The organism is Bradyrhizobium campsiandrae (assembly GCF_014529705.1).
Taxonomy (GTDB): Bacteria; Pseudomonadota; Alphaproteobacteria; order Rhizobiales; family Xanthobacteraceae; genus Bradyrhizobium; species Bradyrhizobium campsiandrae.
On the sequence record NZ_JAANIH010000040.1, the window covers coordinates 14,241 to 38,099 of the forward strand.

23 protein-coding genes and 1 tRNA gene are annotated in these 23,859 nt (G+C 60.9%); 15 read left to right on the forward strand and 9 right to left on the reverse strand.

Annotated features, from left to right (window positions below; all coding sequences use genetic code 11):
• Window positions 1-28: 28 nt before the first annotated feature.
• The gene (locus tag G8O24_RS26375; protein ID WP_188104488.1) at window positions 29-361 is read right to left on the reverse strand and encodes a hypothetical protein; all 333 of its coding nucleotides are present in this window, start codon (window positions 359-361) and stop codon (window positions 29-31) included.
• Window positions 362-520: 159 nt separating this feature from the next.
• Here G8O24_RS26375 and G8O24_RS26380 point away from each other — a divergent pair, with 159 nt between their 5' ends.
• The 5 genes from G8O24_RS26380 (at window position 521) to G8O24_RS26395 (ending at window position 5,004) form a co-directional block, all read left to right on the forward strand.
• A complete protein-coding gene (locus G8O24_RS26380; protein WP_188104490.1) occupies window positions 521-1,042 on the forward strand; it encodes a hypothetical protein in 522 nt (173 codons plus the stop codon).
• Window positions 1,042-1,437, forward strand: a complete 396-nt coding sequence (locus G8O24_RS26385) for an E2/UBC family protein (RefSeq protein WP_188104492.1) — start codon at window positions 1,042-1,044, stop codon at window positions 1,435-1,437. Before G8O24_RS26380 ends, G8O24_RS26385 begins: the two co-directional genes overlap by 1 nt.
• Entirely contained in the window at window positions 1,434-2,726 is a 1,293-nt protein-coding gene (locus G8O24_RS26390; protein WP_188104493.1) for a HesA/MoeB/ThiF family protein, read from the forward strand. Before G8O24_RS26385 ends, G8O24_RS26390 begins: the two co-directional genes overlap by 4 nt.
• A 16-nt stretch (window positions 2,727-2,742) precedes the next feature.
• Window positions 2,743-3,273, forward strand: a complete 531-nt coding sequence (locus tag G8O24_RS45670) for a ubiquitination-like system serine protease family protein (RefSeq protein ID WP_368736616.1) — start codon at window positions 2,743-2,745, stop codon at window positions 3,271-3,273.
• A gap of 240 nt (window positions 3,274-3,513) precedes the next feature.
• Window positions 3,514-5,004 carry a phosphotransferase gene (locus G8O24_RS26395; protein WP_188104495.1) on the forward strand — a complete coding sequence of 497 codons (1,491 nt, stop codon included), beginning with the start codon at window positions 3,514-3,516 and terminating at the stop codon, window positions 5,002-5,004.
• A 17-nt stretch (window positions 5,005-5,021) separates the two neighbouring features.
• Here G8O24_RS26395 and G8O24_RS26400 read toward each other — a convergent pair whose 3' ends face one another.
• The 6 genes from G8O24_RS26400 to G8O24_RS26425 form a co-directional block, all read right to left on the reverse strand.
• Window positions 5,022-5,966, reverse strand: a complete 945-nt coding sequence (locus G8O24_RS26400) for a hypothetical protein (RefSeq protein ID WP_188104497.1) — start codon at window positions 5,964-5,966, stop codon at window positions 5,022-5,024.
• Between the two features lie 45 nt (window positions 5,967-6,011).
• Window positions 6,012-7,676, reverse strand: a complete 1,665-nt coding sequence (locus G8O24_RS26405) for a site-specific integrase (protein ID WP_188104499.1) — start codon at window positions 7,674-7,676, stop codon at window positions 6,012-6,014.
• A gap of 161 nt (window positions 7,677-7,837) precedes the next feature.
• Window positions 7,838-8,845: a hypothetical protein gene (locus G8O24_RS26410; RefSeq protein WP_188104501.1), complete on the reverse strand. Its 1,008-nt coding sequence runs from the start codon at window positions 8,843-8,845 to the stop codon at window positions 7,838-7,840.
• A 57-nt stretch (window positions 8,846-8,902) separates the two neighbouring features.
• Entirely contained in the window at window positions 8,903-10,171 is a 1,269-nt protein-coding gene (locus G8O24_RS26415) for a DUF6538 domain-containing protein (RefSeq protein ID WP_188104503.1), read from the reverse strand.
• A gap of 87 nt (window positions 10,172-10,258) precedes the next feature.
• Window positions 10,259-10,348: transfer RNA gene (locus G8O24_RS26420), tRNA-Ser, on the reverse strand.
• A 642-nt stretch (window positions 10,349-10,990) separates the two neighbouring features.
• Entirely contained in the window at window positions 10,991-12,142 is a 1,152-nt protein-coding gene (locus G8O24_RS26425; protein WP_188104505.1) for an ROK family protein, read from the reverse strand.
• Window positions 12,143-12,488: 346 nt separating this feature from the next.
• Here G8O24_RS26425 and rplU point away from each other — a divergent pair, with 346 nt between their 5' ends.
• From rplU to G8O24_RS26440, 3 genes are all read left to right on the forward strand, one after another.
• Complete coding sequence (rplU, locus tag G8O24_RS26430) at window positions 12,489-12,869, forward strand: 50S ribosomal protein L21 (protein ID WP_188104507.1); 381 nt, start codon at window positions 12,489-12,491, stop codon at window positions 12,867-12,869.
• A gap of 97 nt (window positions 12,870-12,966) precedes the next feature.
• A complete protein-coding gene (gene rpmA / locus G8O24_RS26435) occupies window positions 12,967-13,236 on the forward strand; it encodes a 50S ribosomal protein L27 (protein ID WP_057740814.1) in 270 nt (89 codons plus the stop codon).
• A gap of 134 nt (window positions 13,237-13,370) precedes the next feature.
• Window positions 13,371-13,964 carry a GNAT family N-acetyltransferase gene (locus G8O24_RS26440; RefSeq protein WP_188104509.1) on the forward strand — a complete coding sequence of 198 codons (594 nt, stop codon included), beginning with the start codon at window positions 13,371-13,373 and terminating at the stop codon, window positions 13,962-13,964.
• A gap of 3 nt (window positions 13,965-13,967) precedes the next feature.
• On the opposite strand, the gene G8O24_RS26445 is transcribed toward G8O24_RS26440, so the two are convergent.
• Window positions 13,968-14,882 carry a DMT family transporter gene (locus tag G8O24_RS26445; RefSeq protein WP_188104511.1) on the reverse strand — a complete coding sequence of 305 codons (915 nt, stop codon included), beginning with the start codon at window positions 14,880-14,882 and terminating at the stop codon, window positions 13,968-13,970.
• Window positions 14,883-15,168: 286 nt separating this feature from the next.
• Here G8O24_RS26445 and G8O24_RS26450 point away from each other — a divergent pair, with 286 nt between their 5' ends.
• From G8O24_RS26450 to G8O24_RS26460, 3 genes are all read left to right on the forward strand, one after another.
• Entirely contained in the window at window positions 15,169-15,651 is a 483-nt protein-coding gene (locus G8O24_RS26450) for a MaoC family dehydratase (RefSeq protein WP_188104513.1), read from the forward strand.
• Between the two features lie 86 nt (window positions 15,652-15,737).
• Window positions 15,738-16,778: a GTPase ObgE gene (gene obgE, locus G8O24_RS26455; protein ID WP_188104514.1), complete on the forward strand. Its 1,041-nt coding sequence runs from the start codon at window positions 15,738-15,740 to the stop codon at window positions 16,776-16,778.
• Window positions 16,779-17,008: 230 nt separating this feature from the next.
• The gene (locus G8O24_RS26460; RefSeq protein ID WP_188104517.1) at window positions 17,009-18,643 is read left to right on the forward strand and encodes an alkaline phosphatase family protein; all 1,635 of its coding nucleotides are present in this window, start codon (window positions 17,009-17,011) and stop codon (window positions 18,641-18,643) included.
• A 137-nt stretch (window positions 18,644-18,780) separates the two neighbouring features.
• Here G8O24_RS26460 and G8O24_RS26465 read toward each other — a convergent pair whose 3' ends face one another.
• Entirely contained in the window at window positions 18,781-19,746 is a 966-nt protein-coding gene (locus G8O24_RS26465) for a Bug family tripartite tricarboxylate transporter substrate binding protein (RefSeq protein WP_188104519.1), read from the reverse strand.
• Window positions 19,747-19,932: 186 nt separating this feature from the next.
• Between G8O24_RS26465 and proB the strand changes: the two genes are divergently transcribed.
• The 4 genes from proB (at window position 19,933) to rsfS (ending at window position 23,786) form a co-directional block, all read left to right on the forward strand.
• Window positions 19,933-21,054 (forward strand): glutamate 5-kinase, encoded by a 1,122-nt coding sequence (proB, locus tag G8O24_RS26470; RefSeq protein ID WP_188104521.1) that lies wholly within the window; start codon window positions 19,933-19,935, stop codon window positions 21,052-21,054.
• Window positions 21,055-21,269: 215 nt separating this feature from the next.
• Window positions 21,270-22,565: a glutamate-5-semialdehyde dehydrogenase gene (locus tag G8O24_RS26475; RefSeq protein WP_188104523.1), complete on the forward strand. Its 1,296-nt coding sequence runs from the start codon at window positions 21,270-21,272 to the stop codon at window positions 22,563-22,565.
• Window positions 22,566-22,588: 23 nt separating this feature from the next.
• Complete coding sequence (locus G8O24_RS26480) at window positions 22,589-23,233, forward strand: nicotinate-nucleotide adenylyltransferase (protein ID WP_188104525.1); 645 nt, start codon at window positions 22,589-22,591, stop codon at window positions 23,231-23,233.
• Window positions 23,234-23,429: 196 nt separating this feature from the next.
• A complete protein-coding gene (gene rsfS / locus G8O24_RS26485) occupies window positions 23,430-23,786 on the forward strand; it encodes a ribosome silencing factor (RefSeq protein ID WP_100236408.1) in 357 nt (118 codons plus the stop codon).
• Window positions 23,787-23,859 lie beyond the last annotated feature (73 nt).

Below are 23,859 nucleotides of genomic sequence, written 5' to 3' on the forward strand. Positions count from 1 at the left end.
TAATTTCTCCCGTTTGCTGTCTTTGGCGTCATTCGACGCCTAGGATCTTCACGGCTTTGATCTTGGATTGTTGCGAAGATCGGCCAGCATCCGCCGTAAAGCGGAGAATTTTCGGAGGCAGCAGATCCAGCGTGTATTCGCCGTGGGGAAGCTTTTTTAAGCTGTACGGCTGGCAAGTCGGAACCATTGCCAGGTTCGTTGCGGCCCTAAGCAGCAGCAGCCGCATCTTTATATTGTTTGAAAGCTTGGGCCCAAAGCGCCGGTCAAGCAGCTCTGCAGAAGAGAAAAGACGCTGCTCGGCAGCGCTTCCGAACATTATCAACAAGATAGCCCCGGTGATTCGTTTAGCAATAGGAAACACTTTCCCGGAGCTTCCGCAAGGGAGGAACACTACTGACCACAAACATTTTTTTATAAAGTCGTTACCTATTGCGTAACAGATTTTATTGACTTGAGCGCAAAACCTGCCATGTTCCCATCACCGGGCGCTGAACAGCGCCAGACAAAGGAGACCAGGCTGATGAGCCACGGTGCTAAGATCAACATCTCGGTCGAGTACCCTCCGACTGGGGACAAACTCGAAGACCATGCCGCAAATCGGGACGAGATCGTTGGCGCCCTGAAGAGCAGGGTGCTTGCCGCCTTCAGCCTCAAGGAAGGTGTGGACGATAAGGGGCAGCTGCTCACTTACGTCCTCTTCCACGGCCGCCGACCGCTGGTCGATCCGAGCGCGACGATCGGTTCAATTGCGGGCGACGCGAGCAACATCAAGTTGGAGCTGGAGCGCGAACGTCACTTCTTCTACTATATGAAGCACAAAATCGTCTCGCCGACGGCAAGCGCCACGGGCGCCCAGATAAAGGCGATGATCAAGGCCGTCGACACGTCGTTCGACCTAACCCATGTCTTAATTGAAGAGGGCCAGGGTGGCCACGAGGACCAAGCCATCAACGATAACCAGACCGTATCTCTGGAAGTCGATGAAGCACATCCTGCTAAGCATTTCTTTTCTAAACCGCCGACGACCTTCGGAGCCGGCTAATGCTCTCGCAGGTTACGCAACGTCAATTTGAGAGGGTCCGGGAACGCTATCCCACCGCATCCTTGCAACCGCTACCTTCGGGCGCAGGATTGTTGAGCATTCCGGACGTAGCGTTACCCGCTGGCTGGTCAGCAGCGCGCACCGCGATCCATTTCTTGGTGCCAGTCGGCTATCCGGGCCCCGCGCCGGATTGCTTCTGGGCGGATCAGGGATTGGTACTCTCCTCAGGCGTTCCGCCGCAGGCGAGCAACGTGACCAATATTCCGGAAACTCAGATCGTCGGTCGCTGGTTCTCGTGGCACGTCGTCGAAGCGCAGAACAACTGGAATCCCAATCGGGATGACCTGATGACTTACGTGTCTATCATCCTGGACCGTTTCAGGCAGCCGCAATGATCCAGTTGGTCTTTGGCCCCGGTGACTTCGAGCGCTTACGCCATGACATTTGGCACACCACGCTGGAATCAGCCGCGATCCTGCTGTGCGAACCGGATAAATTGGGCGAGGACTGGCGCTTGGCGGTTCGCGAAATGCATGTCGTGCCAGACGACCAGTACGAGGTGAGGACAGCGGTCTCAATTCGGCTAAACCCCACTTTTGGCCTCCCGATTGAGAAGAAGGCGAGCCTGAAAGGCTGGTCGCTGGTATACTGCCATACGCATCCGCACCAGACTGCGTCTGCTACCTTCTCGCCGGTTGACGACAATGCCGAGGTGGCATTGGCGGAATATGCGAATAGGCGCAGCCCTTCAGTCCCTCATTGCGCATTGCTGTTTGCGAAGGAATCGCACGCAGCGCGCGTATTGGGCTCGCAGGAGATCGTAACCGTGGGTCAAGACGACGCTGGGACTGATTATGACAGACAGATCCGAGCTTTTGGTTCGGACGGCCAGGTCAAGCTGGAGCGGCTTCGCGTTGCTGTGGTTGGCACTGGCGGCACTGGCTCAGTCGTCACCCAACAGCTCGCCTATCTGGGGGTCAGGAACTTCCTGCTAATCGATCCCGATACCGTGGAGCGCACCAACTTGAACAGGACCGTGGGTGCCACTCCGCGCGATATCGGAAACGCGAAGGTCGCGGTCGCACAACGACTCATCCATTCGTTGCGGCCCGACGCTACAGTTCAGAGCTTGGTAGCCGACGTCGTGGACGAAGCGATCGCCAAGGAGCTGACTGCTGTCGATTTCATCTTCTGCTGCACCGATTCTCACGCAAGCCGTCACTTAATCAATCAGGTCAGCTACCAGTACGGCATTCCCGCGATCGATATGGGCGTCGCGATCGATGCGACAGGGGCTGCCGTGCGTTTCGCTGGACATGTGAAGGGCTTGACGGCTCAAGAGCCGTGCTTGTGGTGTCTGGGCCAGCTGGACTCCCGACAAGTCCGCGAGGAAATGATGACTGTGGAGCAGGAAAAGGCCGACCCCTACTTTCTGGGCCGCTCAGGGGTGGTGCAACCCGCTGTTATAAGCATCAATTCGACGGTAGCATCGGCCGCGGTGACCATGTTTCTATCCATTATTACCGGCCTGGACGCGCCTGCCCGCTATCTGGTCTACGACGGCAATCGCCAGCGCTTGGCTTCTGTGGTTGCCCAAAAGGATCCGAACTGCGTGTTTTGCGGCCCCAATTCGGCGGCCGGCGCCGGCGACACCCAACCTCTGCCCGTGAGGCGCAATGGGTAGAGCTAAAACGATAACAATGCGCGGGCGAGCTGAACGGCATTCCGACGCCGTAGATATCATCCCGAACGCTGGCGACGCTGCGCTCGTCTGGAGGGGAGGTCTCAGGTCAATCGCTATCAGGTGTCCTGACGGGTGTGGCGAAGTTATTAGCGTCAACCTCGATCCTCGCACCGGCCCGGCGTGGAGGCTGTTCGAGCGAGATGGGGGAATGACACTCTACCCGTCGGTCTGGCGCGAAAGCGGCTGCAGAGCTCACTTCATTTTATGGAGGGACGATCTCATTTGGTGCGACGGCTTTGAATCCCCGCGATGGAAGGATGACGAGCTGAAACGGAGGGTGTCCAGCATTCTTCCTCCAGAAGGGGCACCACATAAGCATTTTGAAGAGCTGGCAGCACAGATCGATGGCATCCCCTGGGAAGTCCTTTGGACGTGCAACTCGCTGGTAGCGGATGGCAAAGCGAGCGCATCAGACAAAGGCTCTCGCTTCGGCTTGGCACCTGCTACTCCGACGACGAGGTCCTCAATCGTCGATAGGAGAGCTTAGTGAGCGACGATGATAAACATGCCGTACTTCTCAACGGCCAAAAGCTTGAGGTCCCGTCAGCGCAAGTGACTGGAATCCAGCTTCGTCTCCTTGGAGCAATTCCTGCCGCATATGTACTTATCGCAGAAGGACGGGGAGATGACCCGGACCGCGTTCTAACCGACACTGAAGTGCTCGACCTCTCCGGACCTGTCAGGCACGTGTTCGCGAAACCACCGACAGCGTTTGGCGGCCCGAGCGATGCACCTTACACGTAGAAGTAGGCTGCTCTGGATTGGTGGCACACCTGAGCCCATCTGCATCGCGGAATGCGCCAGCAGAGAACTCACACTAGACGTTCTCGGTGCCCCGCTCTCGCTAATCCACCGAACACAGGGGCGGGCGATTATTATCGCGCTGGACGACCGCGCGGCTGATGCTCGGCTGACCGATGAACTGCGCATCTTGCTTAAGGACGCGGCGTGCCACGGCATCAAGGGCTTTATCACCTGTTCATATGCGGACTCGCCCAAAGTCGCGGAAATTCTCAAGGCTTGGCGAATGCGCGACATCATCGATGTCAAACTGCGCGGGCAAGAAGCCTCCATTATCGAAACGATTGCCCGAATCGAACATGAGCCGCCAGTGAGCGAATCACTGGTGATCACGGGCGCCGATTCCCTTACAGACGAAGAACTCATACTTCTAAAGCGAGCGTTCTGCGACTGTTCATCCGTAAAGCTCGTGAAGCAAACTACGGGTTCAGCAAAAGTCTATTGCGCCTTCGCGAGCTTATTGAACTCGCGGGTCGGGCCGGTTCCTCTGCCCTTTTTTGTTAAGTTCGACAAAGCCCAAAAGATTATCCGTGAACTAACGAATTATCGGGAGTGCACCACGTTGCACGTACCGTTCAATCAACGTCCGAACCTTGACCACGATCGATGCCTCGTCGGGCCGACAAGAGGAGTAATCGCTGGCAATTTTATCGAACAATCGGAAGCGCTCCAAGAAGTAGTGGACCGCGGGGCTGGTCGAGCTCCATTGCATTCATTGTTCGAGGGGGCGTTGCGAGGTTGGCGCCGTCAAGCATTTTACGCCCCCAATTACGTACTCGACGCCAACATCTTGCAACGCATGCGCCTTGCTCGACCAACTAGCTACTCGCCATTTCGTAAAGCAAGGCTGCGCAGACGACGTACGCAAGCTGGCCAACATTGCTATGAGTTTGAAGCGCTGGAATCGCTCCTCGCTTCGCTTCCGCCAATGAAGCATCGGCTTGGATTGACACACGGTGACTTACATGGACAAAACGTGCGGGTCGCGGGAAATGAAGCAATCATGCTGGACTTTGCATCCATTGACGACGGCCCCCTCACCGTCGACCCGGCCGCCCTAGACGTTTCCTTGATGATTGACACGCGGATTATCAATGGTGACGATTGGATCAAAGTTGCGGAAGAAGCTTACACGGTAGAGGCGCTTATGGCGCCGGCTATCCCGCCGAGGCCGGAACAGCCAAGCGCCAATCTGCTTGATGCGATACAATACGTCCGCCAAATGGCATTCAGCGTTCAGCTCACACCGTGTGAGTATCCTTGCGTAGTTGCCCTGCAGCTTCTGCGCAAAGCGTCCTACGCGGGCCCAGATGAGGAGCAGGAGCGTCGACGTCGGTTCGCATACCGCCTAGCAGACCGAATAATAAAGGAAGTAGCTCGCCGAACATCGGCAGTCACTCAGCACAACGTGGCCTAGACAGCGCTAGGCTAACGTCAGTCGACCTCAGATCGCGCGTGTACCTTGGCCAGGTAAGCAAACCCGCGCCCCTCGGCACCGAGTTCAGTTTGCTTCTCCGGACCGTCGCCGTCTTGTGAGGTCTGCCGTTCCTCTTTCGCGGGCCCGCTTGAGCCGTTGACTACGAAGGCCTTCCACGTCGATGCGCCGACCCGGTGTAGATCGTGTACCAAGTGGCTTTTCATCATGAACGGCTGCAATTGGTAGAAGACCGAGTAGAAGCGAACCCAATCTTTCGATCCTCGGTAGCCTGCCGTATCTTCAACGACTCCGCTAGTGACTTCCTCAACGTCTTCTTTACGGCGAACGAATTTAAATTCAATTGCCGCGCCAATGTCCCGAATGCCGCAATCCGGCTTGAACGACTTCAACGCTCCATTCACCTGAGGCCGGCGTGTGAATCCAGGGAATGCAGCACTAAGGTAATCGTTCATAATCTCCTGAACTTCGAGCTCGCGTTCAGGTGACGGATTCCTTCGGTGGACCAAGGCTGCCGTGTCGCCCAACATATGCTCCAGACGTCTTATCGTCCAAAATTCCTCCTCTGACGTCGTCTTGCCTATGCTGGTTCGAAGCGCGAAGAGCAGCCGGTCCATGAAAGTCAGAGCCGGACTTTCGCACACTCGCAATTGGTGATCATCATCGGTGTACTGCAATCCCCCTTTTCTACGCAAAAACGCCGGCCACGCCTTGACTAAGGAAGCTCGCGTGTCTCGCAGGTCGGCCGCCTCCAGGACGACCAGCATCATGTCGTGGAGCTCTTGCAGATAGCGCTCCAAGGCAAAAAGCGGCTGCTCATAATTTGGTTCGGAGTACGGACGCGTACCCCAGAGATCACGCTCGCAATCCTCAAGAGCATCCCGCGCCTTGGATTTGAGCTGTTCGAGCATGCCGAGCGAATTGATCACGACATCACTATTCATCTGCATTCTCGCGTGCACTTTGTAAGTTTGTTTTCTGAGCGAATTCTACGCCGCGCGTTCTCGGGACACAGCGTTCATCGAGGCCGCCAAGCCTAGTTGTGTGAATGCGCGCAGCATCATGCTGGGATCCAGGCTTCGCTGGACCACAAGCTCCTCTCCGGAGACGTCATAAATCGGGAACAAGTCCATCCAAGGTCCGGTGACATCGAGCGGGATGTGACCATAGGTATCCCCGACGGACTCGAAAGTATGACCTTGGATGTAAGCCGCGATATCATGATTCATCATGACTCGGCGGCATTCGGTCTTGAAGCGATGGCGCCAACCATGGTTGGGACTGACCACGTTCGGTCCATTGCCCGTCACTCGGCGCACCCAATCGCCAAGACCTTCCGCGCGTGTCTTATGGATTGACGACGTCTTTGCGGTCTGTCTGTCGAAGAAAAGCGGTAATCCGTCGCGGGATTTCACGAAGTCGAGGAAGCCTTGGTCGATAAGATCCCGATGAATGGGGATTTTTCGCGGTGTCCCGTTCTTGCTCTTTTCAATTTTGAATCCCCAAACACCAGCTTCTTGGATGATGTGACCGGACGTCAGGTTAGTGATTTCAGCGACACGCGCGCCGGTGTACGCGAGTATCCAGGGGATCCAGCGACGGGTAGCCGCAACAGTTGCAGACACCGCCGAACCCTGAGGGTCGAGGCTCGCACGAAGGATGGCGTAAGTTTCGCGATCAGTGAGATCCTTTTCGCGGGTTCGCGGACGTGGCTTCGCCTTGACAACGATGTTCGCGCAAGGACTAACCTCTAACGCACCCTGTTGAACCGCACAGTTGAGGACCGCCTTAAGAGCCGCGAGATAGCCATTCTTAATGCGAGTGCTCCCCTTTTTTTCAACGATTTTGAGATGAGCACACCAGCGCCTTACATCATTGGTGGCAATCCGCGCGACCTCTTCGTGCCGGATGAACGCCTTGAATTTATCGATGGCAAGCTTGAACGCTCGCTCAGTGTCGGGCAGCGGATTTTGGGTGGCCGCCCACGACCGGAATAGTCCGCTCAGAGTATCAGTCTCAGGATCGGGCCACTTTGGATATCGTAGCGCTTCCCGATCTGGCCGCGCTTCTCCGCCCAAGCGCTTAATCGCCCACTTGCAAGCATGCTTGGTTGCCCGCGACACCGCGCCAATTACGCCGGCGCGTTCAATCGCCGACAGTATCAATCCTCGCTTGGCGAGCAGCTGATCGATGTCCTCAGCGAACGCATCTTCCTCGAACTCATCGATTGATCGCCAATCATCATGTGACGGCCCTCTTGGCGCGGCGATGCCGCGGCGCTCACCCAGCTCGAAGTCCTCAATCTCGCTCAACAGGGCTCTGGCTTTTGGCCCAGAACCAGCATCCGACACCGGCAGTCGATCTAGCCACAGCCGATAAATCTCACCGGCCAGCGCTTCCCGCTCGACAACAGTGAGACCCGCTCTTGTCGTCCGAGAACGCAGCTCCGCCCACCGACGTTCGACCGCTCGGTCATGCTCGGCCCAAAGCTGGGACGCGAGGATCGGGTCTCGACCAAGCCGTCGCTTCTCTTCGCGCTTGTCTTGTTTTCCGCCGACCGAGCCCTCAAGCTCCCGAAGCGCCGCCCGTACATCATCGGGAATCCTTCGACGGTAATAATAGATACCGTCCTTATCGATTTTAGGCCCCCGCATTCCACCGCTCCTTGCGGCGCAGATTTAGCCGAAAGCTCTAACTAAATCTGGCCGCTCTCGTATCGAATGCTGCGGCCTTTATTGAATGATCGCTAACTCATCCAGACTCCAATGGTTTCTGAATGCCTAACTACCGGCGCTTGTAGGAATGCGTGAAAGGGTCAAACACCCGGCAGGTAACGCTCATCAAACTCTTCAAGCGCGGCCATTGGGTCGATAGGACTTCCCCAGATCAGCTTGCGATTTACATCGGCCTGAGCCCAGAAACCAGTAAGGGACGCCTTGCTCGTAAAATGAGGCCATAACGTCTCGTCCAGAACTATCCGAGATAACGTCGTGCGCGCGATGTATTCAATAATGGCTTCCTTCTTGGTCAGGTCGATCTGAGTATGCCTCGTTACGGGGTCGAGGTAGCGGTCTTCGTGGAGGTGCTCGACGGCGCTGCGGACCTCGTAGATCTCGCCCATCAAGTCGTGATGTTTGGGGCCAATGAACAGTTCACTCCGGCTCTTGAACTGCTTTGCCGACTTTCCGGGGTCGCAAAGAATGAGGCCGTCGATACATCGCGCGTATTGGTGAATGCGCTCCAAAAGGTCCCGTTCGGTGCGGGTCTGTGTATACAGATGCAAAACACGGTTGAACCTCCATCGATTGCTGCCCTGCCGTGTTTCAGCAAGCTTCTCGAGTCGCATCGCGATCTCTGCCGCTTGCCGAATTTCATCGGGAGTTATGTCAGGATAGGGTCGGAAGTCGTTTGGGACCGGAGCTTCCAAATCTTGTTGTTGCCGAAGCCCGACCTCTCCATCCCGACAGCTACCGGTCAAGATGACTGGCCTATGCGCGGTTGCGAAGGGTGCACTCAAAAGCAGGCCGCGGAAAAATGCCCAGGCTCGATGGGTGAGCAAGTTGTTCTCACCGTCGAGAACGTCGGGCGTTGACGACTTGAGCTTACACGCGATGAAGAGCGTGCATGCATCCACTTCTTCGATGCGAATGCTGCCTAACCATTCGCGCCATTCTGGAGGAATCGTGAACTCATTGCCGCCGATGACGCGGAAGTTGGGCGACAGATCCAGCTCACCTACCGCAGGATCGGTAATTTTTACGCCCAAGCCCAGCAGCGCGTACTTCTCGCCGTCCGCGATCCAGCTCTCGTGTTTCTGTCCCATCGCCGTATTAGACGACGAAGCCTACACCCGATGCAAGAACGCCGCATATCGCCGTTTTCAGACACGGTATCGGGGGATCTTATCGAGCTCGCGTCGGGCCACGCGTGGCCATGTATCGCCGTAGCGGTCGGCTACCTTCCTGTCCGCATGGCCTTGGATGACGTTGCGCACGTCTTCCGGCATCGCGATCGATCTTGCGATGGAGCTGAAGCGATGCCTCCAACCGTGATTTGGCTGAACTCGCGGGTCGTCGATGCCGAGTGACCGGACCCATTCCGCGAGTCGTTCTGCAACTTTTTTATAATGCGGATTTGAATCCTTACCGCCACGACTACGGCGGGGATCATAGAAAAGTGTTCGCGCTCCCCTCGCCTTCGCGTATTTAAACAATCCTTGCCTGAGAAGATCTTGGTGAAGCGGGGTCTCGCGAAATTTCCGTGTCTTGTTCGTCTCGGCTCTGATGCGCATCATAGGAATGCCATCGCGCTCGAAGAAATCGCGACCAGTTAGCGGCGTGATCTCGTTGACCCGGGCTCCGGTGTAAGCACAGATCCAGGGTATCCACCGCCGCGCCGCCGCCATCTCGATGCTGATCTTTCCGGATGGTTTGCGCAGAGTGGCTTTCAGGATCTTCGTCGCCTCCTCTGCGGTGAAGCCCTTCTCGCGTGTCTGCATTCGTTTGCGGACCCGAACCTTCACGCCGACGGCGGGATTAGCCTCGAGCTCCCCTTGATCGAGACCAAACTGCAACGTCGCTTTCACTGCCGCCACGTAGACATCTCGGACCGTGATGTTGGCGATACCCTCGCGGAGCAGCGTGTCCTTCCAGGCGATTACGTCCCCGCGGGAGATCGCGCGCGCATCGTCATGACCGAGATGGGAGACGAGCCGGCCCATCACCGGCGTCCATCGCTTTACTGAGCTGGGCGCGAGCTCGGCTTCCTTGATGTAGGATTTGTATAGGTCGACCAATCGAAGACGTGGTCGCTCGGCAAGGGTCGCAGCCTTCTGCGGTCGTTTCGGTTTCAAGGATTCGATTGGCGCATCTGGTTTAGCAGCTGGACCTCCGTAACCCTTAATCTGCGCGTAGGCGACGACTCCTCCGTCCTGGTTAAGCGCGATGCCATCGAACTGCGCCCATTGGCGCTCGATATGCAGCATCACTTCGAGATTGCGAATCCTTGCAAGGGCCGCGTCACGCGTGTGCAGCGAAACCTTGATCTCGCACTTGCCGACCTGCGCCTTGAAGCGCTCCGGCACGCGCTTCCTGAGGAAGAAAATGCCACTCTCCGGATGCCGCCTGGGCATCGCCAATGCGCGAGCCATTTGTGTACCGCCCTTGTGTACCGGCGGTCATCCGAGAAATCCTTGAAAATCAAGGACTAAGCTGTTTTTCGAGGGTTTCGGGCGATATGGCGGAGAGGGAGGGATTCGAACCCCCGATAGGCTTGCACCTATGCCGCATTTCGAGTGCGGTGCATTCAACCACTCTGCCACCTCTCCTGAAGGCGCCATAGTGAGGCAGGGCCCCTGTGGTTGAGGGCGTTCATAAGCGAGGATGGCGGGCCAGACAAGGCGCGAAAGGGGAAAATCCGGTGGTTGTTTCCAGCCTCGCACCAGCTACACGCCTCCGTTCCCGGGGGAACGGGACTGCGGATGCCTGCATTGACGCGGTTTCCTGGCACGAACCGGGCCGATTTTGTTCGAAAAGGCCCTGCTAGACTAAAGCGCGATGGGTTGGGTTGAACCAATCAGCTGCGGGCTCGGTGCACCTCTCCCGCTTGCGGGAGAGGTCGGCGCGTCCGGGCGATGCGAAGCATCGTCCCGCGCGCCGGGTGAGGGTTATCTCCTCTGGGGGAGTGTCCCGTTGCGGAGAAACCCTCTCCCCAACCCTCCCCCGCAAGCGGGCCCACAAGGGGGGAGGGAACGCACCTATTTCGAGGCGCGAGCCGGGTTCATCTCATCATGTCTCAGAAAACGGGGTGGGACCGCCAGACGCGGTAAACACTGGCGGTCCCGTGTCGCTTCAATCGAAATGCTGGCCAGGAAGGGCGGCTTCGCAGGCCCGCGTGAGGCGACGATTCGACCGTAGCGTGCAGCTGCCGCGCCGCAACGCAATCCGGTCCTTAACCTAACCAGTCAAGGTTACTCCTTGTCGCCTTTACCATTGTCCTTATTGTTTTCCTTGGCTTTTTTCTTGCCGTCCGCAGAATCCCGGTCCTTGCCGTTGGCGCTGTCCCTGTGGCGGTTGGTGAAGCGCGCATTGCCTAGGCCGGTGCCGATGGTGAGCACGCCCCAGCGATCGACATCCTGCATGAACGGCACCTCGGAGAGGCCCTGAACCACGCCGTCATTGTGCATCAGGATCGCGGTGTCGTGCTCGCCGATCGCGGGGATGCCCTCGATCAGGCTCGCTGGCAGGTTGAATTTGCTGCTCTCCCAATTGCCCGGCAGGTTCTGCGCGCCTTTTTCGATCGACCCGTCCGCGTTGATGACGCCGGGACAGGCGATGCCGATGAAGGGCGCGAGCTTGAAGCCGTCGGTGTCAGCCGCCGTGATCAGCCCCTTCAGCATCTTGGTGAGCCGCTTCACCGCGCCCTCGCGGGTCGGCTCGTCGTCGGCGTGACGCCACAGCTCCGATTTCACCACCTTGGCCTTCGAGAGGTCTTTTGCCTTCTTCCAGCCGGTCTCGACGAGGCCGCAGCGGATGTTGGTGCCGCCGATATCGACCGCGAGGATGCTGTCATAGGCCTCGAAAATCCAGGACGGCGCCAGATGCAGCGCGCCGATCAGGCCGGCCTCGTCAGGATGATGGCGGATCGGCTGCATGTCGATCTTGAAGTCCTCGGCCTTCAGGATGATCTCGGCGCGCGCGATCGCGAGCTCCCCTAACCGGGAATCGCGAAAGCCGCCGCCGACCACGATGCGCTCGGTCTTGGCCCAGGCCTTCGTCTTCAGGAAGCGGCGGGTGACGTAGGCGAGCTCCTGGGCAAACTCCTCGATGGCGCTGTGCACCACGGCCGAGGCTTCGACGTCGTCGCTGATCAGGATCGCATCCAGCGTCTTCTTGCTGATGTTTTCCGAGGGCTCCTTGCCGAACGGGTCCTCGCCCGACTTGCGCAGCGGCTTGCGCCAGCGCTCGAGGATGTCGCGGAAGGCGCCCTTGCTGGCGCGGTCGCCGAGAAATCCGTCCTCGTCCTTGATCTCGATGTTGAAGCTGTCGATGTCCACCGACGGCAGCCGCTCGGCGCCGTGATGGGCGATGCCCGTCGTCTTGACCAGTTCGTCTGTTGCCATGAAAGCCCTTGCCCGAATGCGAAATCGTAGGGACAACGGGGCGGGAACCCGTTGGTTGCAACGCGGGGACGAGATTTGGCTGGGATGCGGAAAGGGCCCAAATCCTTCAAATCCGGGCTGTTTTCGGCTGAAATCCTTGACTCCTGGCGCCGTGCGGCTATAAGTCCGCACAACCGGCGCGGGGCTGATCTCGCGCCGCTTGTTTTTGCGTGGGTTTTCAAAGGGATAATCCTCTTTAAGGGGAAAAGTCCTGCCCGCGCAAAACGCATAAACCCATAGCGACTGACAAAAAGCCGGCCCCTGACATCCGTCATGAGGCCGGGATTGAACACGAAGGAAAACAACGATGTTCGCAGTCATCAAAACCGGCGGCAAGCAATACCGCGTCGTGCCGGATGATGTCCTCGAAGTTGGCAAGATCGAAGGCGATGTCGGCTCGATCGTGCAGCTGAATGAAGTTCTGGTGGTCGGTGGCGACACGCCCGTGCTCGGCCTGCCCAATGTGGCCGGCGCGTCGGTGGCGGTCGAGATCCTCGACCACAAGCGTGGCCCGAAGGTCATCGCGTTCAAGAAGCGCCGCCGCAAGAATTCGCGCCGCAAGCGCGGCTATCGCGACGAGATCACGGTGGTGCGCGTCAGCGAGATCCTGACCGACAACGCCAAGCCGACCAAGGGCCCGCGCCCGAAGAAGGCGAAGGTCGAGAAGGAAGAAGCAGCCGCCGCATGATTTGATCACGCCAATTCACGAATTGATGCGTGAGAAATCGTGAAATGATTCCGTCAAGGAATTGATCTAGAGATACTCAGGATTTCGGAGACGAGCCATGGCTCACAAAAAAGCAGGCGGTTCATCGCGCAACGGTCGCGATTCAAAGGGCAAGCGCCTTGGCATCAAGGTGTTCGGCGGGGAGCACGTGATTCCCGGCAACATCATTGCGCGTCAGCGCGGCACCACCTGGCATCCCGGCCTTAATGTCGGCATGGGCACCGACCACACTCTGTTCGCCAAGATCGAGGGTCGTGTTGAATTCCAGGCCAAAGCCAATGGCCGCACCTTTGTGGCGGTGCTCCCGCTCGCAGAGGCCGCTGAATAGACGGTGGATCATTTGGAGTCCGCCGGGTCCTTGACCGAACCGGCGGAGTCCTTAGAGATCGCAAGATCGAAGGCTCCAGGGGAGGCAGGGACACCGGCCTCCCTTTTTCGTTTGTGACTTTGACGGAGCCGGACATGTTGCAGGACTTTTCGAGCGTGACCCTAGCCGAGGCGAGACCCAGCGTCGTCGCCACCGAGCGGCTGACCTTGCGGCGCCCGACCCTCGCCGACGTCAAGACCATCGCCCGCCTCGCCAATGACCGCCGTGTCGCGGAAAACACCCGCCGCCTGCCGCATCCCTATTCGCCTGATGACGCCGTCGCATTCATCCGCGCCACCGCCGCGCTCGGCAGCGAAACCGTGTTCCTGATCGAGCACGACAGCGGCCCCGTCGGCATGGTCGGCATCGACCGCTCCACGCCCGACAATGCCGAGCTCGGCTATTGGCTCGGCGTCGAACATTGGGGCCGGGGCTTCGCCACCGAGGCCGCGCGCGGCGCCATCGACTTCTTCTTCGAGGAGTTCGAGGACGACCACCTCTATGCCGGCGCGCGCGTCACCAACCCGGCCTCGCGCAACGTGCTGGAAAAGTGCGGGTTCCAGTGGAGCGGCGTCCAGCTGCACCGCTTCCTGGCGCTGGGCTCATCGACACCGGTCGACTGCTTCCGCCTCTCCCGCGGCGTGTGGTCGTCGCTGAAGAGCTGGAGCAGCGCGCGGCGTCTCCGATAGGCACTACACCGGCGGAGTCACGTCTCCGCCGGTGCGCCCGAGATCGCGCTCGCGCAGATAGATATAGAACCCGGCGCCGATGATGATCGCGGCGCCGACGATGGTGGCGATTTCAGGCACGTCGCCGAACACGACGAAACCGAAGATCACCGCCCAGACGATCATCGAATATTGGTAGGGCACCACCACGCTCGCCGGCGCGAGCTTGAGCGACCGGTTGACGCAGAACAGCGCCGTCACCGAGATGCAGCCCGCGAGCGCGAACAACACCAGGCTGCCTGATGTCGGCGGCACCCAGTGATAGGCCGACAGCACGGCGCCGAGCGAAAACGTGCCGATGAACTGCGAGGACGCCATCACGATGTCGGGCGTCTTGCGCAGGCTGCGGGTGATCAGCATCAAGGTCGCAAAGGACAGGCTGCCGCCGAGCGCGATCAGCGCCGGCAGGCTCACCGTCTGTGCCGACGGCCGCAGCGCGATCACAACGCCGCAGAAGCCGATCAGGATCGCGGTCCAGCGCCGCCAGCCGACCTTCTCGCCGAGAAAGACCGCCGACATCGCGGTGACGAAGATCGGGCCGGCGAGATAATAGGTGATGACGTCGGCGAGCGGCAGATAGACGGTCGCGAGGAAGAAGGCCGCCACCTCCAGCGTCGACAGCACGACGCGGAACAGCTGCAGGCGCGGCCTCTCCAGATGCAGGAATTGATGGCGCTGCTTCCAGATCAGCGGCGACAGCAGCGCCAGCGCGGCGCAGGCGCGCAGGAGCAGCAGCTGCCCCACCGAATATTTGCCCACCAGGAACTTGCCGATGGCGTCGCCGAACGAGAACATGAAGATCGACAGCACCATGAGACCGATGCCGGCGAGGCGCGCCGAGCGGTCGTCATAGGCAGAGAGATTCTTGAAGAGGGGCATTGAAACAAGTCTGGGAGAGATCGTCATTGCGAGGAGCTCTTGCGACGAAGCAATCCAGACTGCCCCCGCGGAGACAGTCTGGATTGCTTCGCTACGCTCGCAATGACGAGCGGAGAGAGCGTCGGAAGCCGGCGAATAGTATCGCTTGCGGCCGTTTTAATGACGTGGACGGGCGCGACAAGCCCGCCACGCCGAATTGAACGGATTGTCGCACCCTTTGCATCCCCTTGGCATCGCGGTAGCGATAGGCGGCGCGCGAATAGAGAGCCAAGAAAGAACTTAATTCATGACCGATTTCGATCCGGCCCAGCATCGCATGATATCAGCGCAACGCTGGTTTGAGGATTTCGTGGTCGGCGAACGCTTCGTGCTGCCGAGCCGCACCCAGACCACAGCCGTGTTCACGGCCTTCCAGACCGCGAGCGGCGACACCCACCCGGTGCATTACGACGTGGAATATTGCCGCAGCCGCGGCATGCCGCATCTGCTCGCCCATGGTTTTCAGACCCTGATCCACACAGCGCCCGGCGCGGGCCTGTTTCCGTTCATGGTCGAGGATTCGCTGGTCGGCTTCTTGGAGCAGTCGAGCCGGTTCCTCCAACCCGTGTTCGCCGACGATACGATCTATCCCGCGCTCGAAGTCATCGAGCTGGTGCCCGGACGCACCACCGGCACGGTGACGCTTCGCAGCACCGTGTTCAACCAGCGCAAGGAGCTGGTGCTGGAAGGCCTGCAGAAATTCCTGATCCGGCGGCGGCCGACTGGTTAAGCACGGGGCCAAAATCGCTTAAATTTCGGCCGATTTGCGGGATCATCCGGGTTGCCGCGGGTGTCCGGCTGGCCTACCTATGGCCCATGAAATTCCTCGACGAAGCAAAGGTCTATATCCGCTCCGGTGACGGCGGGAACGGCTGCGTGGCGTTCCGCCGCGAGAAGTTCATTGAATTCGGCGGTCCCTCCGGCGGCAATGGCGGCCGCGGCGGCAACGTGATCATCGAGGTCGCCGACGGCCTCAACACGCTGATCGACTACCGCTACCAGCAGCACTTCAAGGCGCAGAAGGGCGAGAACGGCCAGGGCTCGGACCGCCATGGCGCCAACGGCAAGAACATCGTGCTGAAGGTGCCCGTCGGCACGCAGATCTTCGACGAGGACCGCGAGACGCTGATCCACGACTTCACCAAGGTTGGCGAGAAATTCGTGCTCGCCGAGGGCGGCAATGGCGGCTTCGGCAACGCGCATTTCAAATCCTCGACCAACCGCGCGCCGCGCAACGCCAATCCCGGCCAGGTGGGCGAGGAGCGCTGGATCTGGCTGCGGCTGAAGCTGATCGCCGACGCCGGTCTCGTCGGCATGCCCAATGCCGGCAAGTCGACCTTCCTCTCCAAGGTCAGCGCGGCGCGGCCGAAGATCGCCGACTATCCCTTCACCACGCTGCACCCGCAGCTCGGTGTCGTGAATGCCGACGGCCGCGAATTCGTGCTCGCCGACATTCCCGGCCTGATCGAAGGCGCCCATGAAGGCACCGGCCTCGGCGACCGCTTCCTCGGCCATGTCGAGCGCTGCCGCGTGCTGCTGCATCTGGTCGACGCCACCTGCGAACATGCCGGCAAGGCCTACAAGACGGTGCGCAAGGAGCTCGACGCCTATGGCGGGCAGCTCACCGACAAGATCGAGATCGTCGCGCTCAACAAGATCGATGCGGTCGGGCCGGACGAATTGAAGAAGCAGAAGGACCGGCTGAAGCGCGCCGCCAAGAAGACGCCGCTGCTGCTGTCAGGCGCGACCGGCCAGGGCGTGAAGGAAGCGCTGCGCGCGCTGGTCGATGTGATCGGCGAGGCGCCGGTCTCGGCCAAGACCAAGAGCGCGGCCGAAGCGGAGCCGTGGTCGGCTTAGACTCTCTCCTCACGGTCGTCCCGGCGAAGGCCGGGACCCACACGCCGCAGCAATAGTTTTGCGAAGACTCGGAGTTGCCAGCTCGCCCTACGACCACTCTCTGTGATTATGGGTCCCGGCCTTCGCCGGGACGACAGTGAATGTGCGGGAACAAGCACGCGCATCACTGGCTTGTCTTCGTTCCCTCAATATCGCAGCATCATCAAATCAAGAAACTTCAGGGATGAAGCATGGCGCGCGCGAAGAACGTTCTCTGGATCATGTGCGACCAGCTTCGCTATGATTATCTCGGCTGCACCGGCCATCCCCGGCTGAAGACGCCGAACATCGACGCCATGGCCAAGCGCGGCGTGCTGTTCAGCAAGGCCTATGTGCAGTCGCCGATTTGCGGTCCGTCGCGGATGTCGTTCTACACCGGCCGCTACATGCGCTCGCACGGCTCGCACTGGAATGGCTGGCCGTTGCGCGTCGGCGAGCCCACGCTCGGCGATCATCTGAAAAAGATCGGCGTGCGCAACGTGCTGGTCGGCAAGACCCACATGGCCCCTGATCTCGAAGGCATGAAGGCGCTGGGCATCCCGCCGGAATCCGTCATCGGCGTACATGTCGCCGAATGCGGCTTCGAGCCGTATGAGCGCGACGACGGCCTGCATCCCTCGGGGCGGCCGAGGCCGAAATACGACGACTATCTGCGCAGCCAAGGTTTTGAAGCGAGCAACCCGTGGGAGCACTGGGCCAATTCAGGCGCGGCCGAAGATGGCAGCTTGCAGAACGGCTGGCTGCTGGTGCATGCCGACAAGGCCGCGCGCGTGCCGGACGAGCATTCCGAAACGCCCTACATGACGCGGCGCGCGATGGACTTCATCAGCGAGGCCGAGATCGACGGCCGGCCGTGGTGCCTGCATCTGTCCTACATCAAGCCGCACTGGCCCTACATCGCGCCAGAGCCCTATGCGAGCATGTATTCGACCGAGGACATGATTCCGGCGATCCGTTCCATGCGCGAGCGGCAGAATCCGCATCCGGTGTTCGGCGCCTATATGGACATGCGCTACTCCCGCAACATGGCGCGCGATGAAGCGCGGGAAAAGGTGATCCCGACCTATATGGGCCTGATCACCCAGATCGACGACCAGATGGGCGTGCTGATGAAGTTTCTGGAGGAACGCGGCCTCCTGGACACCACCATGATCGTGTTCACTTCGGATCACGGCGACTATCTCGGCGATCACTGGATGGGCGAGAAGGACCTGTTCCACGAGCAGTCGGCGAAGATTCCGTTGATCATCATTGATCCCTCGAAAGAAGCCGACGCGACACGCGGCACGCGCAGCGATGCGCTGGTGGAAGGCATCGATCTCGCGCCGACCTTCGTCGATTATTTCGGGGGCAAGGTGCCAGGCCACATCCTCGAGGGACGCTCGCTGCTGCCGTTGCTGCGCGGCGAGAGGCCGCCCGATTGGCGCAAGGTGGCGTTCTCCGAATACGATTACGCCATGCAGGATGTCAGACTGAAGCTGAACCAGCCGATCGAGCGCTGCCGCCTGTTCATGGTGTTCGACGGCCGCTGGAAATACATCCACGCCTCCGGCTTCCGTCCGATGCTGTATGACCTCGAAACCGATCCGCAGGAATATGTCGATCGGGGCGATGATCCGGAGTGCGCCGGCATCATCGCGCGGCTGCAGGCCGAACTGTTCGACTGGGCACTCCATCCGAACGATCACATCACCACGTCCCGCGAGAAGATCGCGAACTATGCCGACAACCAGCTCCAGGTGAAGGGCGGCATCCTGATCGGCATCTGGGACGAGGCGGAACTCGCCGCGATAAAGGATGACATCGCGCAGCGCGCAAAGATGTGAGTGAGTGGACCGAGGCTCTCTCAACTCGTCATGCCCGGGCTTGTCCCGGGCATCCACGTCTTACTTCAATCGCCGTGACGCGTGGATGGCCGGGACAAGCCCGGCCATGACGGCGGAGTTTGGAGCGCGAGCGGAGATTAATTCTCGATCTTATACCCTGTCGCCTTCACGATCGGCTGCCACAGCGCAATGTTCGCGGCGAGTTCCTTGGTCAGTCCATCCGCGCTGCTGCCGACTGGAATCAATCCGATCGCCGTGAGCTTCTCCTTCACCTCGGGCTTGGCGAGCACCGTGCTCGCGGCCGCACCGAGCTTGCTGGCGAATTCCGGCGGGCTGCCGGCGGGAAGCCACATGCCGTACCAGGCGTCCGCCACGAGATCGATACCGCTCTCCCTCAGCGTCGGCACCTCGGACGCGAAGGGCGAACGTTCCGCACTTGAGACCGCGATGATCTTCACACCCTTGGCGCGATGCTGCGGCAGCGCATCCGCCAGCGTGGTGATCCCAAAAGAAATGTGGCCGCCGATGATATCGTTGAGGATCGGCGCACTGCCGCGATAGGGCACGCGCGTCAGCGGAATGCCGAGATCCTTCTCGAGCTTGGAGCCCATGAAATGCGGGATGGTGCCATTGCTCGGCACGCCAAACGACGTCTTGTCCGGATGCGCCTTCAGCCAGGCGACAAAACCGTTGAAATCTGCGGCATCGATCTCCGCTCCGATCACCACGGCGAATTCGAACCGCGCCAGCAGCGACACCGGCACAAAATCCTTCGCCGTGTCGAAGCTCGGCGTCGTCTCCACCATCGGCAGCAGGTACATGGTGGGACCCGTCGTCACCAGCACCATGCTGCCGTCGGGGCTCGCGCCCTTCACCGATTTGATACCGATCAGACCATCGCCGCCGGTGCGGTTCTCGACCACGACGGTCCGTTGCAGCGCTGGCGCGATTTCCTGTGCGATCAGCCGACACAGCGTATCGCCACCGGCCCCCGCCGCGAACGGGAAGATGATCTTGGTCAGTCCGGCCTGCGCGTGCGCCTCGCTGGCCTGCGCCAGTATCGGCAAACCGAGACAACCAGCCATGAATTTGCGGCGATCCATTCGTTTCCTCGTCCAGCCCATATCGGCTGGCGGCATTAGAACCGGGCTGCCACGCAAGACAAGACCGACCTTCGCCGTTTACCATTCTACCCGCCTTGCGCCGGCCATCGTCCTGCTGCAAAAGCAGGCCTCATCGGCGCCGCCTGTTGCTCCGCCGTTTCCCTCACAATTCCGTCCGGCAGCGCCATGGCCAGCCCCGAACTCAGTCAATTCCGCCGCATCGTCGTCAAGGTCGGCTCCGCGCTGCTGGTCGATTCCGAGAGGGGCGAGGTGCGAGCGTCCTGGCTCGCCGCGCTCGCCGACGACATGGCCAAGCTGCACAAGGAGGGCCGCGACATCCTGGTGGTCTCCTCGGGCTCGATCGCGCTCGGCCGCAGCCGGCTCAAACTGCCGCGCGGGCCGCTGAAGCTGGAGGAAAGCCAGGCCGCGGCCGCCGTCGGCCAGATCGCCCTGGCGCGGATCTGGTCGGAGGTGCTCGGGGCGCACGATATCGGCGCCGGCCAGATCCTGGTGACGCTCCAGGACACCGAGGAGCGACGCCGTTATCTCAATGCGCGGTCCACCATCGGCAAGCTGTTGGAGTGGCGCGCGATCCCCGTGATCAACGAGAACGACACGGTCGCCACCACCGAGATCCGCTACGGCGACAATGACCGCCTCGCCGCGCGCGTCGCCACCATGGCGAGCGCAGATCTGCTGGTGCTGCTGTCCGACATCGACGGGCTCTACGACGCGCCGCCGAAGAACAATCCGAACGCAAAACTGATTCCGGTGGTCGAAAGCATCTCCTCGGAAATCGAGGCGGTGGCCGGAGATGCCGAGTCCGAGCTGTCGCGCGGCGGCATGCGCACCAAGGTCGAGGCGGCCAAGATCGCGACGACGGGCGGCACGCATATGCTGATTGCGTCAGGCAAGATCGAGCATCCGCTGCAGGCGATCGCGAACAGCGGCCGCTGCACCTGGTTCCTCACCCCGGCCAATCCCATCACCTCGCGAAAACGCTGGATCGCCGGTACGCTGGAGCCGAAGGGCACGCTGACCATCGACGCCGGCGCCGTGACGGCGCTGCGCGCCGGCGCCAGCCTGCTGCCGGCCGGCGTGATCAAGGTCGAGGGCCAGTTCGCCCGTGGCGACGCCGTGATCGTCCGCGGCCCCGACAGCAGCGAGATCGGCCGCGGCCTGATCGCCTACGACGCCGAAGTCGCGGAAAAGATCAAAGGCCGCTCCTCGCCTGAGGTGATGACCATCCTCGGCATCAGCGGCCGGTCCGAGATGATCCACCGCGACGATCTAGTGGTCGGCGGGTAGGCCTTTGCCGTCATGCCCGGGCTTGTCCCGGGCATCCACGTCCTTCTTGGCCCGGCTAAGACCTGGATGGCCGGGTCAAGCCCGGCCATGACGCCGGAGATGGGCCAATGGCCGATCCCGAACCCGCCTCCCGAAGCCCTGCCATACCCTCCCCGCCCTTCGCAAAAGCGGGATTTCCGTGCTAGGACACCACCTTAGCAGAAGGTTTTGACCCCATGGCCGCCCCCCTCAAAGCCGTAGACGGCAATGCCGATCTCCAGGCGCTGATGTCCGATCTCGCCATCCGTGCGCGCGCCGCCGCGCGCGTGCTGGCGCTGGCGCCGCCGGAGCAGAAGAACCGGGCGCTTGAGGCCATGGAGCGGGCGATCCGCAGCAACGTCGCGGCGATTCTCGCCGCCAATGCCGAGGACGTCGGGGAAGCCCGCGCCTCCGGCACCATGACCGCCTCCTTCATCGACCGGCTGACGCTGACGCCGGCGCGCGTCGAGAGCATGGCCGAAGGCATCGCCATCGTGCGCGGCATCGCCGATCCCATCGGCATCGTCACCGAGAGCTGGCAGCGGCCCAACGGCATGACCATCGAGCGCGTGCGCGTGCCGCTCGGCGTCGTCGGCGTGATCTTCGAGAGCCGGCCCAACGTGGCGGCGGATGCCGGCGTGCTCTGCCTGAAGTCAGGCAATGCCGTGATCCTGCGCGGCGGCTCCGACAGTTTCCGCTCCTGCCGCGCCATCCATGACTGCCTGGTGCAGGGTCTGCGCGAGGCCGGCCTGCCCGAAGCCGCCATCACGCTGGTGCCGACGCGCGACCGTGCGGCGGTCGGCATGATGCTCTCAGGGTTGAACGGCTCGATCGACGTGATCGTGCCGCGCGGCGGCAAGAGCCTCGTCGCGCGCGTCGAGCAGGAAGCGCGCGTGCCGGTCTTCGCGCATCTCGAAGGCGTCAACCATGTCTACATCGATGCCGGCGCCGACCTCGCCATGGCGAAAGAGATCGTGCTCAATGCCAAGATGCGCCGCACCGGCGTCTGCGGTGCGGCTGAAACTCTGCTGGTCGATCGCGCCGCCGCCGGCAAGACCCTGAAGCCGCTGGTCGAGATGCTGCTCGAGGCCGGCTGCGAGGTGCGCGGTGATGAAGCGGTGCAAGCCACCGATGCGCGCGTAAAGCCTGCCAACGAAGACGATTGGGACACCGAATATCTCGACGCGATCATCGCGGCCAAGGTGGTGGACGGCGTCGACGGCGCGATCACGCATATCCAGAACCATGGCTCGCATCATACCGATGCGATCGTGAGCGCGGACGAGGCTGCGGCGAAGAAGTTCTTGAACGAGGTCGATTCCGCGATCGTGCTGCACAACGCCTCGACGCAGTTCGCCGATGGCGGCGAGTTCGGCTTCGGCGCCGAGATCGGCATCGCCACCGGCCGCTTCCACGCTCGCGGCCCCGTCGGCGCCGAGCAGTTGACGAGCTTCAAATATCGCGTGCACGGCACCGGGCAGACGCGGCCGTAAGCAACGTTGCAGGGCGCGGGGCATTGAGCAACAACTTCGTCGTGCCGCGCTTCGTGGCGCAAGCGGTCCCGCCCCACACACCGGGCATGCGCATCGGCCTGCTCGGCGGCTCGTTCAACCCGCCGCATCAGGCCCATCGCGCGATCAGCCGCTTCGCGCTCAAGCGATTGCAACTCGATCGCGTGTGGTGGCTGGTCACCCCGGGCAATCCGCTCAAGGAGAACGGCAATCTGCATGAACTCGGCGAGCGCATGCAGGCGGCGCGCGACGTTGCTGACGACCCCAGGATCGAGGTCAGCTGTCTCGAATCCGTCATTCGGACCCGCTATACTATCGACACGATCAACACCTTGCGCCGCCGCTTCCCTGGCTTGCGCTTTGTCTGGATCATGGGCGCCGACAATCTCGCTCAATTCCATCGTTGGCAGGACTGGCGGCGGATCGCCGGCCAAGTGCCGATTGCAGTGATCGATCGACCCCCGCAAAGCTTTCGCGCCCTCGCCTCTCCCGCCGCCAAGGCGCTGGCGCGCTATCGCCTGCCGGAGAATAAGGCAGCTCTGCTTGCGGATCAGTCGGCGCCGGCCTGGGTGTTCCTGACCGGACTGAAGCTCCGCCTGTCCTCAACGGGCCTGCGGAACCCGGACGGGAGCTGGAAAGGTACGGAGTGAGACGCAATGTGGGGGATTTACGGGCTCTCTGGCATATTGAAACCCTTAACCCCACATGATGTAGTGTAACCGGTGGGCGCCGGATTCGGCGTTCGCGATACAGTGAAAGGAATGGTCCCTGACCACATCTGTATTGTCCAAGTCTGTTTTACCCAAGGCAAAACCGGCGCGTAAAACATCGACCAAAGCTGCGGCCTTGAAGGCGCAACCCGACGCCGACAAGACGCTGAGCCTGATCCTCTCCCGCCTCGAGGACATGAAGGCGGAAGAGACGGTCACCATCGACCTTCGCGGCAAATCGGCATACTCCGACTACATGATCGTCACCACCGGCCGGGTGAACCGGCATGTCGGCGCGATCGCGGAGAACGTCACCAAGGGCCTGAAGGAAAACGGCATCAAGAACATCCACGTCGAGGGCTTGCCCAATTGCGACTGGGTGCTGATCGATTCCGGCGATGTGATCGTGCACGTGTTCAGACCCGAGGTCCGCGAGTTCTACAATCTGGAAAGGTTGTACACGCAGGGCCCAGGGGCGGCGAAGGCGATCTAGGCTCACTCGAGCCGATTTCGAATCGGCTGACGCGCATGCTAGCGTCGTGCGCGCGCGATCCGCGCGCGGCCTT

Excerpts from the sequence above, each read along its gene's own strand:
- rplU (WP_188104507.1), top strand. The coding sequence starts at position 12,489 with ATGTTCGCAGTCATCAAAACCGGCGGCAAGCAATACCGCGTCGTGCCG.
- G8O24_RS26460 (WP_188104517.1), top strand. The coding sequence starts at position 17,009 with ATGGCGCGCGCGAAGAACGTTCTCTGGATCATGTGCGACCAGCTTCGC.
- G8O24_RS26400 (WP_188104497.1), bottom strand. The coding sequence starts at position 5,966 with ATGAATAGTGATGTCGTGATCAATTCGCTCGGCATGCTCGAACAGCTC.
- G8O24_RS26385 (WP_188104492.1), top strand. The coding sequence starts at position 1,042 with ATGCTCTCGCAGGTTACGCAACGTCAATTTGAGAGGGTCCGGGAACGC.
- G8O24_RS26410 (WP_188104501.1), bottom strand. The coding sequence starts at position 8,845 with ATGGGACAGAAACACGAGAGCTGGATCGCGGACGGCGAGAAGTACGCG.
- G8O24_RS26425 (WP_188104505.1), bottom strand. The coding sequence starts at position 12,142 with ATGGCAACAGACGAACTGGTCAAGACGACGGGCATCGCCCATCACGGC.
- G8O24_RS26475 (WP_188104523.1), top strand. The coding sequence starts at position 21,270 with ATGGCCGCCCCCCTCAAAGCCGTAGACGGCAATGCCGATCTCCAGGCG.
- G8O24_RS26405 (WP_188104499.1), bottom strand. The coding sequence starts at position 7,676 with ATGCGGGGGCCTAAAATCGATAAGGACGGTATCTATTATTACCGTCGA.
- G8O24_RS26450 (WP_188104513.1), top strand. The coding sequence starts at position 15,169 with ATGACCGATTTCGATCCGGCCCAGCATCGCATGATATCAGCGCAACGC.
- G8O24_RS26395 (WP_188104495.1), top strand. The coding sequence starts at position 3,514 with ATGCACCTTACACGTAGAAGTAGGCTGCTCTGGATTGGTGGCACACCT.
- G8O24_RS45670 (WP_368736616.1), top strand. The coding sequence starts at position 2,743 with ATGCGCGGGCGAGCTGAACGGCATTCCGACGCCGTAGATATCATCCCG.
- G8O24_RS26415 (WP_188104503.1), bottom strand. The coding sequence starts at position 10,171 with ATGGCTCGCGCATTGGCGATGCCCAGGCGGCATCCGGAGAGTGGCATT.
- obgE (WP_188104514.1), top strand. The coding sequence starts at position 15,738 with ATGAAATTCCTCGACGAAGCAAAGGTCTATATCCGCTCCGGTGACGGC.
- G8O24_RS26380 (WP_188104490.1), top strand. The coding sequence starts at position 521 with ATGAGCCACGGTGCTAAGATCAACATCTCGGTCGAGTACCCTCCGACT.
- rpmA (WP_057740814.1), top strand. The coding sequence starts at position 12,967 with ATGGCTCACAAAAAAGCAGGCGGTTCATCGCGCAACGGTCGCGATTCA.
- G8O24_RS26445 (WP_188104511.1), bottom strand. The coding sequence starts at position 14,882 with ATGCCCCTCTTCAAGAATCTCTCTGCCTATGACGACCGCTCGGCGCGC.
- G8O24_RS26465 (WP_188104519.1), bottom strand. The coding sequence starts at position 19,746 with ATGGATCGCCGCAAATTCATGGCTGGTTGTCTCGGTTTGCCGATACTG.
- proB (WP_188104521.1), top strand. The coding sequence starts at position 19,933 with ATGGCCAGCCCCGAACTCAGTCAATTCCGCCGCATCGTCGTCAAGGTC.
- G8O24_RS26440 (WP_188104509.1), top strand. The coding sequence starts at position 13,371 with ATGTTGCAGGACTTTTCGAGCGTGACCCTAGCCGAGGCGAGACCCAGC.
- G8O24_RS26390 (WP_188104493.1), top strand. The coding sequence starts at position 1,434 with ATGATCCAGTTGGTCTTTGGCCCCGGTGACTTCGAGCGCTTACGCCAT.